Origin of the sequence: Bacillus sp. 17RED48 (assembly GCF_019837545.1) — a bacterium.
In the GTDB taxonomy this organism is placed as follows: Bacteria; Bacillota; Bacilli; order Bacillales; family Bacillaceae_G; genus Bacillus_A; species Bacillus_A wiedmannii.
The window spans coordinates 1,074,958-1,087,393 of record NZ_JADAXG010000002.1; the positions used below are offsets into that span (position 1 = coordinate 1,074,958).

General features: G+C 35.0%; 18 protein-coding genes. 5 read left to right on the forward strand and 13 right to left on the reverse strand.

Features of this window, described 5'->3' with window-relative positions; all coding sequences use genetic code 11:
• The first annotated feature begins 98 nt into the window (after positions 1-98).
• Together ILT06_RS12305 and ILT06_RS12310 are read left to right on the forward strand one after the other, a co-directional pair.
• Positions 99-614 carry a type 1 glutamine amidotransferase domain-containing protein gene (locus ILT06_RS12305; RefSeq protein WP_064473851.1) on the forward strand — a complete coding sequence of 172 codons (516 nt, stop codon included), beginning with the start codon at positions 99-101 and terminating at the stop codon, positions 612-614.
• 238 nt (positions 615-852) lie between these two features.
• Positions 853-1,056: a hypothetical protein gene (locus ILT06_RS12310; RefSeq protein WP_001063864.1), complete on the forward strand. Its 204-nt coding sequence runs from the start codon at positions 853-855 to the stop codon at positions 1,054-1,056.
• A gap of 117 nt (positions 1,057-1,173) precedes the next feature.
• Here ILT06_RS12310 and ILT06_RS12315 read toward each other — a convergent pair whose 3' ends face one another.
• Both ILT06_RS12315 and ILT06_RS12320 read right to left on the reverse strand, forming a co-directional pair.
• On the reverse strand, positions 1,174-1,722 hold the full coding sequence (locus ILT06_RS12315) for an NAD(P)H-dependent oxidoreductase (protein ID WP_098102522.1): 549 nt from the start codon (positions 1,720-1,722) through the stop codon (positions 1,174-1,176).
• Positions 1,723-1,741: 19 nt separating this feature from the next.
• A complete protein-coding gene (locus tag ILT06_RS12320; RefSeq protein WP_002125482.1) occupies positions 1,742-2,281 on the reverse strand; it encodes an ester cyclase in 540 nt (179 codons plus the stop codon).
• A gap of 169 nt (positions 2,282-2,450) precedes the next feature.
• On the opposite strand from ILT06_RS12320, the gene ILT06_RS12325 reads away from it, so the two are divergent.
• Positions 2,451-2,789, forward strand: coding sequence for a winged helix-turn-helix transcriptional regulator (locus ILT06_RS12325; protein ID WP_222655137.1), 339 nt, complete (start codon positions 2,451-2,453; stop codon positions 2,787-2,789).
• A 91-nt stretch (positions 2,790-2,880) separates the two neighbouring features.
• Here ILT06_RS12325 and ILT06_RS12330 read toward each other — a convergent pair whose 3' ends face one another.
• From ILT06_RS12330 to ILT06_RS12350, 5 genes are all read right to left on the reverse strand, one after another.
• Positions 2,881-4,083, reverse strand: coding sequence for an MFS transporter (locus ILT06_RS12330; protein WP_064473855.1), 1,203 nt, complete (start codon positions 4,081-4,083; stop codon positions 2,881-2,883).
• A 211-nt stretch (positions 4,084-4,294) separates the two neighbouring features.
• Entirely contained in the window at positions 4,295-4,873 is a 579-nt protein-coding gene (locus tag ILT06_RS12335) for a TetR/AcrR family transcriptional regulator (protein ID WP_064473856.1), read from the reverse strand.
• A gap of 151 nt (positions 4,874-5,024) precedes the next feature.
• Entirely contained in the window at positions 5,025-5,339 is a 315-nt protein-coding gene (locus ILT06_RS12340; RefSeq protein WP_000539670.1) for a DMT family transporter, read from the reverse strand.
• A 2-nt stretch (positions 5,340-5,341) separates the two neighbouring features.
• Entirely contained in the window at positions 5,342-5,686 is a 345-nt protein-coding gene (locus ILT06_RS12345) for a DMT family transporter (RefSeq protein ID WP_064473857.1), read from the reverse strand.
• Between the two features lie 412 nt (positions 5,687-6,098).
• Positions 6,099-6,458: a MerR family transcriptional regulator gene (locus tag ILT06_RS12350; protein ID WP_222655138.1), complete on the reverse strand. Its 360-nt coding sequence runs from the start codon at positions 6,456-6,458 to the stop codon at positions 6,099-6,101.
• 137 nt (positions 6,459-6,595) lie between these two features.
• On the opposite strand from ILT06_RS12350, the gene ILT06_RS12355 reads away from it, so the two are divergent.
• Positions 6,596-7,366, forward strand: a complete 771-nt coding sequence (locus tag ILT06_RS12355) for an SDR family NAD(P)-dependent oxidoreductase (RefSeq protein WP_000878087.1) — start codon at positions 6,596-6,598, stop codon at positions 7,364-7,366.
• Positions 7,367-7,432: 66 nt separating this feature from the next.
• Here the strand turns inward: ILT06_RS12355 and ILT06_RS12360 are convergent, their stop codons facing one another.
• Together ILT06_RS12360 and ILT06_RS12365 are read right to left on the reverse strand one after the other, a co-directional pair.
• The gene (locus tag ILT06_RS12360) at positions 7,433-7,888 is read right to left on the reverse strand and encodes an N-acetyltransferase (RefSeq protein ID WP_000689153.1); all 456 of its coding nucleotides are present in this window, start codon (positions 7,886-7,888) and stop codon (positions 7,433-7,435) included.
• 128 nt (positions 7,889-8,016) lie between these two features.
• Positions 8,017-8,511, reverse strand: coding sequence for an Lrp/AsnC family transcriptional regulator (locus ILT06_RS12365; RefSeq protein WP_000446101.1), 495 nt, complete (start codon positions 8,509-8,511; stop codon positions 8,017-8,019).
• 205 nt (positions 8,512-8,716) lie between these two features.
• Here ILT06_RS12365 and ILT06_RS12370 point away from each other — a divergent pair, with 205 nt between their 5' ends.
• Entirely contained in the window at positions 8,717-9,628 is a 912-nt protein-coding gene (locus ILT06_RS12370) for a DMT family transporter (protein WP_149173383.1), read from the forward strand.
• A 32-nt stretch (positions 9,629-9,660) separates the two neighbouring features.
• On the opposite strand, the gene ILT06_RS12375 is transcribed toward ILT06_RS12370, so the two are convergent.
• The 4 genes from ILT06_RS12375 to ILT06_RS12390 form a co-directional block, all read right to left on the reverse strand.
• A complete protein-coding gene (locus ILT06_RS12375) occupies positions 9,661-10,143 on the reverse strand; it encodes a DUF6241 domain-containing protein (RefSeq protein ID WP_222655139.1) in 483 nt (160 codons plus the stop codon).
• A gap of 87 nt (positions 10,144-10,230) precedes the next feature.
• The gene (locus ILT06_RS12380; RefSeq protein WP_064473863.1) at positions 10,231-10,632 is read right to left on the reverse strand and encodes a nuclear transport factor 2 family protein; all 402 of its coding nucleotides are present in this window, start codon (positions 10,630-10,632) and stop codon (positions 10,231-10,233) included.
• A gap of 156 nt (positions 10,633-10,788) precedes the next feature.
• On the reverse strand, positions 10,789-11,193 hold the full coding sequence (locus ILT06_RS12385; protein ID WP_064473864.1) for a DoxX family protein: 405 nt from the start codon (positions 11,191-11,193) through the stop codon (positions 10,789-10,791).
• A gap of 152 nt (positions 11,194-11,345) precedes the next feature.
• Positions 11,346-12,419, reverse strand: coding sequence for a DUF871 domain-containing protein (locus ILT06_RS12390; protein ID WP_222655140.1), 1,074 nt, complete (start codon positions 12,417-12,419; stop codon positions 11,346-11,348).
• Positions 12,420-12,436 lie beyond the last annotated feature (17 nt).

Below are 12,436 nucleotides of genomic sequence, written 5' to 3' on the forward strand. Positions count from 1 at the left end.
AACTGGAGGGAATGAAAAAATATGAATTAAAGTTTCACTTTATAAAAGACATTACCCAAAGATGATTCTGGAACCGATAATATAAGGAGCTGATTGCAATGAGTAAAAAAATTGCTATTTTAATAACGGATTATTTCGAGGATACAGAATACACAGAGCCAGTAGCAGCTTTTAATCAAAAGGGATATGAATTAACAACTATTGAAATGGAAAAAGGTAAAACGGTACACGGTAAACAAGGAAAAAGTGAAGTCGTAATTGATAAAAGTATTGATGATGTTACTCCAGAGAACTTTGATGCCCTCTTCATACCAGGCGGATTTTCCCCAGATATACTTCGTGCAGATGAACGTTTTGTTCGCTTTAGCAAAGCATTTATGGATACGAAAAAACCTGTTTTTGCTATTTGTCACGGCCCCCAATTACTCATCACTGCACAAACACTTGAAGGACGCGATGTGACTGGATATAAATCCATTGCGGTCGATTTGAAAAATGCCGGTGGAAATTTTCATGACAAAGAGGTTGTCGTATGCCAAAATCAGCTAGTAACAAGTAGACAACCAAAGGACATCCCAGCGTTTATTGAAGAATCGTTGCGTATATTAGGATAGTTATTATAGGTTAACCAAAATAGCTATTTAGCTACTTTGGTTAACCTTTTTATTTGTATGAAAAATAAAAAAGAATATCATTTTTAATGACATTTGGATTCACCCCTTTTTCGTCCCAAAATTTCTAATCACTTTTCATAGGCAATTCTCATATAGTGAAAATGACTATACAATTCCTATCCATAAGTTAAATCATAATTTTACACATATATAAATACAAAAGATGGGAGCCTTATTTATGAATAACAATCCACCTTCAACGCCCCCAAATCCAACGGAAACGAATAATAATGAAGTGAGTTTACAAACGTTACGCGTCATTGGGCTTATTGTACTGATTAGTGGCTACATATTAGTAGCTCTTTCTGAAGTAGGAACGTTAAAAAATCTTTTACTACAGCCTAGTACCACTCCAAACTTAGCTGAAGTTGATCCGTTTTAAAAAGAAAAAACATACCCTTCTTCTTTAAAAAATGTAACAATTGATTCATTCGGCTCGGCAAATTTTGCGAAGTTATGGATACAGCCATCCCCGCATTAAATACGGGAATGGCTGTAATTATTGAATGAATTCTTCTAAATGGTTCTTCAAATTCTCTAAATACTGCTCAATATTCGGATTCTTCACCACATCATAACAAGCAAAACTCTTTAACGAACTCATCCCAAGAAACTTTTGCACGCGATGTAAATGACTAAGCACTGACTCTAAACTTTCTCCCTCAAAGAACTTCGTCTTATCTCCAAATGCTTTCTCAGGCGCATTCCAAGTTGTAGAAAACATATACTGCTTCTCTTTTAATAAACCACCTGTTCCATATTCATCTGCACCTTTAAAGAACAAACCGTATTCATACACTTCATCCATATATGTTTTAAATAATCCCGGTACACTAAACCAGTAAATAGGTGTTTGATAAATTACAACATCAGCCCATAGAAATTTATCTTGTTCTTCTTTCATACTATATCCATCTTGAATCGTCGTTGTTTTCACATAATGATTCTCACTTAATACAGTTATCATATAATCAACTAACGTTCTATTTAATCGACCTTCTTTCGTACCGTATTTTTCATGTCCATTTATAATAAATATATTTTTCATCACTTTTCTCTCCCTTATTTTATTCCTCAGCTATTAACCCAAGTTGTTGTTTCAGCGTAAGATTATCTTCTAAATGCCAATCTTCCGTTATCTTGCCATCCTTCACATGCAAAATATCAATTGCAAAAAAATTGATTTTCTTATCATTATGAGTTCCTGTAAAAGAAAGACGAGCTGTTACTTTATCACCAACGACTAATAAATCTTCAATCTCGCAATGTATATCAGGAACTACTTTACGAAAGTTTTGCGCCGCAAGCTTTAATCCTTCAGTGCCTTGTGGTCGACCTTTCGGCAGTGTGTTATCGAAAAAATTTTCAGTAACCGTCTGCGGAATAAGCTCCTCTTTACCTGTATCCCAAAATGCATAAAAACGCTGCGCTGCATGCACGATTTCTGTCGCTTCCTTTTTACTTAATGAAGAATCAATTGTCATTGCTTTTGGCTTCGGCATTTCTTTTAATAACTGAATTTCAGTTTTTTGCTCACCACTACATGCTACAAGCACAATACAAATGACAAAAAAACTAAGAAACATAAACAACTTTTTCATACCCATGGAAATCACCTCCTCTTCATACAAACCCTTTGTATTTCGTATTGCTATTGTATATGCACTAACTTCCTTTATGGAAGTAGTAATATTTTTTTCATATAGTTACCAAAAAGATAGTTTTGTGATACGATAAGGCAAATTCATTCAAAAAATTTTTATGGAGGCTATTTCCATGAGCAATATAGATCCAGTTGTATTAACGAAAGGTTTACCTGGTATACCTTGTCCTATCGCTAAAACGCTTGACGTAATTCGTACAAAATGGACGTTTTTAATCATTCGTGACCTTCTTATCGAAGGAACTTTACGCTTTAGTAATTTACAAAAATCAATGGATGGCATTAGTCCGAAAACATTATCGCTTCGACTAAAAGAACTAGAATCTCAAGGCATTATAACGAGAAAAGTGTATCCAGAAGTTCCGCCTCGTGTAGAGTACACATTAACAGATAAAGGAAAGCAATTAGAAGGGATTTTCATTGAATTAAAACGGTTTGGATTAAGTTTATAAAGTGAAAATTTATCGCCCCTAGCTCCAATAGCTTGATAAACAAAAAGCCCCTTACCATAACAATGGTAAGGGGCTTACGTAATTCACTACATTACTTCGCAAAACTCTCAGCTAGCTGTTTCTCTCTCCACATAAATGTAATACCGAGACCCACTATTAAAACAACTCCTGAAAATGCATATGGATAATGAATATTCATATCAAATAATATTCCGCCCATCGCTGGTCCTGCGATATTTCCTAAACTCGTATAAGTCGAGTTCATACCAGCAACGAATCCTTGCTCTTTTCCAGCTGCTTTTGATAAAAACGTCGTTAAAGCTGGACGAAGTAAATCAAATGCTAAGAAAATGAAGCAAGTAACGAGAAGTACAATCCAATAATTAAAGACTACAGTTGAAACGAACGCTAATACTGCACCTACAATTAAACATATTTGAATTAACACTTTTTCACCAAACATGTCGACCAATTTGCCAAACATAAAGACTTGCACAACTACCCCAAAGATTGAACTAATTGTAATGATTGCCGCGATATCTTTCGGTGTGAATCCAAACTTATGATCAGAAAACAGACTAAACACAGTTTCATACGCTGATAATCCGAATGCGAGTACAAATACGATAATAAATGCGATTGCATACATTGGATGTAATGATTTCTTTAAATCCCCAATAAAACTTGATTCTTTCGTATTAGAAGAAATCTCTGCAAGCTCTTCTTTCGTTAATGGTTCTTTTAAAATAAAGATCGAAATCACACATGCTACAAAGGCAATTACTGCTGCAACGAAAAACGGCACACGTATACCGTATTCTGCAATAAACCCGCCAATTCCAGGCCCTATAATAAATCCGGTACTAATCGCCGCAGACAAGTATCCCATCGCCTTTGGACGTTCCTGCATAGATGTAATATCAGCAACATATGCCGTAACACCTGGCATAATAAACGCAGCACTAATTCCGCCTAACACCCTCGCTGCATAGAGCATCCATACATCTGTTCCTAATCCAAAAAGAAGCTCTGAAACACCAAAAATAAATAATCCAATGATTATCATTTTCTTCCTACCATAAAGGTCGACCCAGCGACCCGTAATAGGTGAAGCAATAAGCTGAGCCATTGCAAACACTGCAACGAGATAACCCATCGTCTTCCCTGTTAAACCCATATCATTCATAAAGGACGGCATAACCGGAATGATTAATCCAATCCCTAAAAAAGCAATAAATATATTACTCAAAAGAATGACCAATACCATCTTTTGTTCTTTTATCGGTTTCTTCACTTTTTAACACCTCTTCCCGTAAATTCCTCTCAAAAAATAATGCCCAAGAAGCTTTTTCTTTATCCTGCTCTTTGTGGGCTAATAATGAGTGAAGATGCCCCACTCATTAGAATTTCACTCTATCCTTTCACACATACATACGTATTAGGTGAATGACTATCATTCAGTTTTCCTCAAAAATGAACCTACCTTCTCAGACAGGTTCATCTTACTATTTCTTTATATGTAGTGCATGTGTTAAAAAATCTAGTACTTCTGCCTTTTGTAGCTCGACTTGCTCATCATCTTTATGATCATATAAATAGACTTGTTCCGCTGCTGATTCAACAAGAGCAATAAATAACTTCGCTGTTCGCTCCGCGTGAACCGAATTACGAATTTCACCAGCTTCTTTCGCCTCACTTAAAAATTCGCTTAACCACATATAAAGAGGCTCATACACAGCTTCCCATTCTTTTATATGTTCTGTAGATGCAAGACCCGCATACATTAAAGCTTGTATTTCACGATATTCCGCTATAAAGTGAAACACCGCATCTATTACTTGCGTCACTTTACTTGAGAAAGGCGCATCATTTTGCACTTTTTCCTTTACTGCCAATATCATCTTTTCAACCATCACTTCTGCTATTGCAGGCATAACAGATAACTTAGAAGGAAAATATAAATAGAAAGTTCCTTGTGCAATGCCCGCCAATTTCACGATATCAGAAATCTTCGTTTTTTCAACGCCCTTTTCCTGAAACACTTCAATAGCTGCATAGACAATTTTTTCTTTTTTATTCATCATCTAAACCCTTTCAAACGCGTATTGAATGACTGTCACTCATTTTATAAGATAATCGATTGTACTGTCAATGATAGTGAACTCTAAGAGGAAATCATTTTTTAATAATAAAAATCTCCTAATAAATAATTAGGAGATTAAATGTAGTATATCTTTACGAAAGAGCCTTTAATCCTGTCACTCCGCATACAATAAGAGCTACACTAATGATACGTGCTTTACTTTTCGACTCACCAAACAGGAACATATTTAATAACACGGCACCAGCTGTTCCAATACCAATCCAAACCGCATACGCGACACTCACTTGTAAAAATAAGAAAGATGTATACAAGAATGCAAAGGATGTAGCAAATCCACCTATATAAATCGCTCCATTTGCTAACGTCTTATCTTTACTGTACATTTTAAGACCAATCACACCGACTATTTCACTAATTGCAGCACAAAATACGAAAAACCAACCCATCTTTAAGCAGCTCCTTCCACAGTTTCTTCTTTATTATCAGCTAGCTTTAAACCGATAACGCCAGCTACAACCATCACGATAAAGAATAGTTTTCCTACGCTGAAACTTCCGCCGAAAAGGAATACATCCATTAAGAAAGTACCTACAGTACCAGCTCCAGCAAAGATGGCATATACAGTCCCTGTCGCAAGATGTTCGCACGCTTTAGAAAGAAAATAAAAATCAACAGCGATAACTCCTAAAATAATAATCCAATGCCACCAAGTATCGGCTGTATTAAAACCAAACACCCAAAAAATTTCAAAGATACATGTTAATATGACATATAACCAAGCTCTATTTTTCATACCTCTCACCTCTTATGACTGACTATCAGTCATTTTGTTTTAAAAAAATATTCTCTTTCATCACTACTATATATAAAACAACTATCATCCTCATTTACCATTATATTTGTTCCATTTCCGAGCTAACTATATCCTTCCGCTGAAAAATGACTGAATGTCATTCATAAATATTGTACATGAATATTTTAAAAACTGTCAATACCGAAAGATTATTTAAAATTTCTTTCATCCGATTTGTATATTTCCTAATAATCTGTTAATACTGCTAGTAACATAATATTTTCTCCACTCCCCCTTGGAGAGATCCCTTTAATAGAGCAGTTAGCTTTTGCTAGCTGCTCTTTTTTATTTGCCAGCACACTATGAGATCCAATCCATTTTTATCATATAACTAAGGAACGGATTATGTTTTCTATTTATTTTCCAAAGATGCCTTGTATGCAATAATTTTATTCTCAAGCATCTTTTCTGTAATGACTAAGTTTTCTCTTTGAATCTGAATAGATTTCTTATGATCTTCTAGGAGTTGTAAACGATCTTCGGTTGTATGCTCCCCTTCTAAATATAACCTAGCGTATTCTCTTATTTTCGTTATTGGCATTTGCGTTTGTTTTAATTTCATAACAAACTGCAACCACTTTATATGCGACTCTGCATACATTCGATTCCCATTTGTATCGCGATTTGCAATTAATATATTTTCCTTTTCATAATAACGTAGTGTATGTGTACTCACTCCTATTAATTTAGCCACCTCGCTAATTGTGTACATACTCTAACTCCCTCCACGTGCTTACCCTCATATATTTTATAGCCTTATCAAATTCATAAAAAACATTTGACTTAGAGTATACTCTAACAAATAAAATCTAACCATAATATATTTATTTGAACTTAGGGGGATTTTATATGAAATACACTGTTATTACTGGTGCTAGTTCTGGAATTGGCTATGAATCGGCTTTAGCCTTTGCAGCTCGCGGAAAGAACTTAATACTTGTAGCTCGAAGACAAGAAGAATTAGACGGATTAAAATTAAAAATTAACGAAATGAATCCGGAATTGGATGTTGTTATTCGAAGAACGGATTTATCTATCACGAAAAATGTTTATAAGCTGTATGAAAACCTACAAGCCTTTCAAATTGAAACGTGGATTAACAACGCAGGGTTTGGTAATTTCGCCTCAATTGCTGAACAAAATTTAAATAAAATAGAAACGATGTTACATGTAAATATAGAAGCACTAACAATACTCTCCTCTCTTTTCGTTCGAGATTATTCAATGGTTGATGGCACACAGCTTATTAACGTTTCATCAGGCGGTGGATACACAATCGTTGCTGATGCTGTTACGTATTGCGCTACGAAATTCTATGTAAGTGCATTTACAGAAGGTTTATCTCACGAATTGAAACAACAAGGTGCAAAACTGCAAGCAAAGGTTTTAGCACCTGGTGCAACTGAAACAGAATTTGCAAAACGTTCATTTGATATTGATGAGTTCCAATACGATAATGTTGTACCGAAATTCCACACCGCAAAACAAATGGCACAATTTATGCTCGATCTTTACGATAGCGATAAAGTTGTAGGGCTTGTCGATGGTTCTACTTATAACTATGAGCTTAAAAATCCCATTTTTAATTTTGCGGTAAGAAAAACGAATTCAAGTTCTTAATTTCCCTATAATATAGAATCCCACTATTACGTAAATAATAGTGGGACTTTTTTCTCTCTGAAAATTTCACCCAACATACCGAATCATCGCCACCTCATCACAATAATCAACTTTTGGACAATGCCTACAATCAATCCATACTTTCTCTGGTAACGCACCTCTATTCACAAAATCAAACCCGCACTTTTGAAAAAATTCCGTTTCATATGTTAAAGAAATGACTCTATTCACTTTTATTTTCGCTGCCTCATTTATTACATGGTTCACTAACATGCGACCGATTCCTTTCCCTGCATATGTATGCGAAACGACTAATGACCGGACTTCTGCAAGGTCCTCCCCTAACACATGTAAACCAGCAACTCCAACGATTTCTTCTCCTTCTTTCATAACATATAAGCATTGTAAGTATTGATAGAGAGATAAAAGAGAACGCGGTAAAACAACTCCCTCTTTTGCATAAACTTCAATGAGACTATAAATTTCTTTCACATCACTCGTAACCGCATTAAAGATTTTCATATTATATCCCCTTGCCCCTAATATTAATATTTATAACCCAAAATGAATTTTAATACATAATTTTATATAATAATACATCTCTCTTTTCTCCCCGTCAATCACTTTATACAAACAAAAAACCAAGCATTCTAATCGATGCTCGGTTCCTCATTTCGGATCGGTAATACTGTCGAATATTTAATTTCACGAAGTGCTAAACTCGTCTGTATCCTTGTAATACCAAGCTTATTCAGCTTTCTAATAAAATGCTCCAGCTCTTTACGATCACGATTTGCAACTTTTAATAAATAATCATACTCTCCTGTTAAACAGTGACATTCTAACACTTCCGGCATCGATTCTAATTCTTTTTCCAACACGTCAAGTTTATCCGATTGATGAATATTCGTACTCATAAAAATGAAGCATAACAAATCAAAACCAAGCTTTTCTTGATTTAAAATGGCTACTTGCTTATCAATGAACCCTTCTCCATCTAATCTTTTTATTCTCGCATGCATCGCAGCTGGTGATAAATTAACGCGTCGCGCAAGCTCTGCATTACTTACTTGAGACTCCTTCTGCAATATATCTAAAATTTGTACGTCTAAATCATCTAACACTTTAATAACAGATGACTCCATTACAATTCCCCCTTTTTTCTTACCGATGATTATTCGAAAAAACATACCTTAACTTATTCAGAACTGAACCTTTTATTGCAAACTACATCTAAAACAAAATATTTTATTGACTTTTAACCATTATACAAAAGAATATATTACACAATAAAGAAAAATGCTAAAATTATTTACAATTCATATTGATTACAACAAAGGGGATTTTAGTATGCCTTATTTTTATGTCTTTTTACTATTACTAACGAGCTTATTATGGGGAGGAAATTTCGTCGTTGGAAAATCGCTCGTTAATCACGCGTCTCCGATGACACTTACAAGTTTAAGATGGATGATTGCGATCGTTTGTTTATTACCGATGGTTTGGTTTAAAGAAAAGAAAATCATTCCACCACGTGCTGCAATACTTCCGTTACTACTAATGGGGATTTCAGGGGTCGCTCTTTTTAACATCTTTCAATTTCTAGCACTAGAAAAAACATCCGCAACGAATGTAGGGCTTATTTCTACATTAAATGCGATTTCAATTGCATTATTTTCAGTATTATTTCTAAAAGAAAAAGTAAATACACTTCAAATTCTATCCATGATTCTTTCATTCTTTGGGGTGGTTCTCGTCCTTTTAAAAGGAAATTTTACACTTCTATTTTCACTACATTTTAATAGCGGAGATTTATGGATGATGGCGGCTGTTTGTATTTGGGGAATGTATTCTGTTTGTAGTAAATGGGCAACAAAAACAACTACACCGCTCATGGCAACATTATACTCTGGTATTTTCGGCGTTATTTTATTACTGCCATTTAACATAGGGAGCTTCACTGTTACAAACATAAATACTTCTTTCCTAACATCACTTTTATATACTGGGCTTATTTCCACAGTTCTTTGTATGGTGTTTTGGAATATTGGCGTGCAAAAATTAGGAGCGACTACATCCGGTATTTTTCTAAACTTCAATCCGATTTTTACAGCTATTTTAGCATTCCTTTTCCTCGGCGAAGAACTAACATGGATACAAATTTTAGGGACAATGATTGTTGTGACTGGATGTTATTTATTTTCTCATTTCAAAACAGTTGCTGTTCAGCCAACTAGAGCTTTAATGCGAAAACATTCTTAATCAAAAACATCGCCATCAAAGTGGCGATGTTTTTATTTACCTTTCATTTCTTTCACATACTGCTTTTCTTCTTCTGGCGATAAACGTTCTGTTGCCTTTCCAGTATCACCACCTTGAATTTCCCACAAAAAGTTATGCTCCTCAACCGTTTGTGAAAAATCCCCTTTCTCCCAACGCTCTAAAGTGGCAAGTAGCTTTGACTTATGTTTAAAATTTGTACTGCTTTCTACTGCCTTCTTGGCACTAACAATTTCCTTATTTGTCATTTCAATAAATCCCCATTTTTCAGAGGATTGCACTTTTTGATGTACCATCCTATGCATGGTAGAAATAATTTCATCCTCACTAAATTGTGGCTTCTCTTCCTTTGCTTTCTTCCCTTGTTGCCCCGTTACATTTTGTGCTTTCAGACTCTTCTCCTCTTCTTCTATATAATTAAGAAGTTTCGTAACACCGAATACAGCTCCTATCGCAATTACAATGATTGTAATTGTCCCTATAATCCATTTTTTCATATTATGTATTCCCCATTCCCCTAATAATCACATAAACAAATGGAATCGCCTGCGCACAGCCGATTCCATTTGTTTCCTTATTCCATTTTAAACCTTCATCGCTTCTCGCACAATGTAACTATCCACATATTGCTTGAATTTTATTATTTTTCCATTTTCAATCTGCCATATATGAACAAATTCTGCTTCAAACAATTTTCCCGTTTCTTTATAAACTCCTGAATAAACACCTTCAGCAATGATTACATCTTTTCCGTTTACTTCATGGTACGTATTTACACTCGCTTTATAATCATCCCATTCTGATCCTAATCGGCTAAATACATTTTCCATTATTGCTTCTACACCTATATACGTTCCGCCGTACGGGAAACCTTCTGCTTCTGTCCATTCTACTTTTTCAGAGAGGGCTTCTACTAAATGTTTTGCATTTGAAGAAGCTGACCCTTCATACGTGCTTCGAATAATTTCTAAATTTGATTTAGGCATGTTACTTCCTCCCGTTTTATTTATTTTTTTACACAAGTTGTAACCAGGTATGTTACAACTTGTGTAAAAAAATATTTAAATAATTTTATCCTTAATCCACTAGTTGTAATCATTATAGTTACATTAATGATTCAAGTCAACAATTTATAAATAAGTTTACTTCGCTTTCATTACTTTCTCCTTTAAGAAACGATCTACATACCCTTCTGCTTTTACAACGAATAAATACGCACCCATTGCTAATAATGCAAGATCTAATTCATACCCTGGATTCTTTCCATCTCCTAATAAACCTGCTGCTCCATTTACCTTTACGATAGCTCCAGCTAAAATAAGAGCAAATAACAATCCTACATATCTTACGCCTAAACCGATAATTAATAATATACCACCAACTAATTCAACTGTCGCTATGCCATATGCAAGACCACCTGGTAAACCGATACTTGTAAACCATCCTGCTACGTTATCTATACCTGATTGAAACTTTGCTAAACCGTGTGCAAAGAACGTAACTCCTAACACGATACGAATAATTAAATTCCCAATATATTGATTCATTTTGAACTCTCCTTTTTGTTTTGTTATCGTGAACATTTATTCACAAGACAAAACAATACGGTATTTCTTTTCATTCGTCAAATGCTTTTTTTAAAGAAAACAAAAAACATTATCCGTTTTACGAATAATGTCTTTTATAAAATAGCATAAATTCAAGCTTTTACTCTATCACACAGAAAAAGTTGAAAGTTTTTTCCAGCACCAATATAAGGCAATAACGGCACGTCCTCTTCCACAACCATTCCGACAACATTCACTTTCTCATCTACAGGTAAATCATTTACAACAACTTGCATCTCTCCAGCATATCTACCGTACAATTCATTATCAATTGTAATGCTGCCTTTCTTTCTTGCGATGGCATCCATCGGCTGTAAAATCACTTTATGCTCCTCTCGCGATTCTACAGAACGAATGACATCACGAGCTGGATCTAGTCTATTTGTATGCACTTGTTCTACCATTTTAAATATTTCACTTTTCTTTATCAATTGCTCATACCGCAGCGGAATAATTCCTCTACTCGCACTCGCTATCTCTTGTACACTTTCTAGACTTCCGTTTATATCCCCAATTAGCACCTTATCGACACCACAATCTTGTACAAGTTCTAAGTACGCTTCCAGCGGGCGCATATTGCGGTGCTTTTCTAATGTTGGTAAGCCTTCATATAACGGACCACGTTTTTCACCATCTCCCGGAATAAATGCCATCGTTTTTATTCCGCACTCATGTAAGTATTCGTTTTGTTTTTGTAAGAATGATTTTGCTAGTCCTGTTTCTGGGCGCGGATAAAAATTATGCCACGCTTCTACATTCTCTACTTTTATATTTTCTATGGTTAACTCTTTCCAAAATGAATCTGTAATCGTACTCGCATTTAAAGCTACTTTCATTTTATGAGATACGCGTGTGATTTCTTTCGGCGTGATGCCGTAGTCCATTCGTAAACCAGTAATGCCCCAATCTACTAACTCTTCGACATTTTCGTACGTCATTCCTAAATGGTGTAACGATTTTGGAGAGACATCGACCATTAATTCCATTTCATTTTCGAGAGCCTGTTTCCCTAATATTTGAATTAACTCTTTATACGTATCCGGATCATCTTCCAGAATATGAAGTGATGTAAAAATAGACGAAAACCCGTTTTCCTTCGCCACTTTTAGCCACTCTTCTTGCTTCTTTACTCGCTCTTTTGAAAGATAAATTGAAACTCCTATCATATAAATCTCCCTTTCTA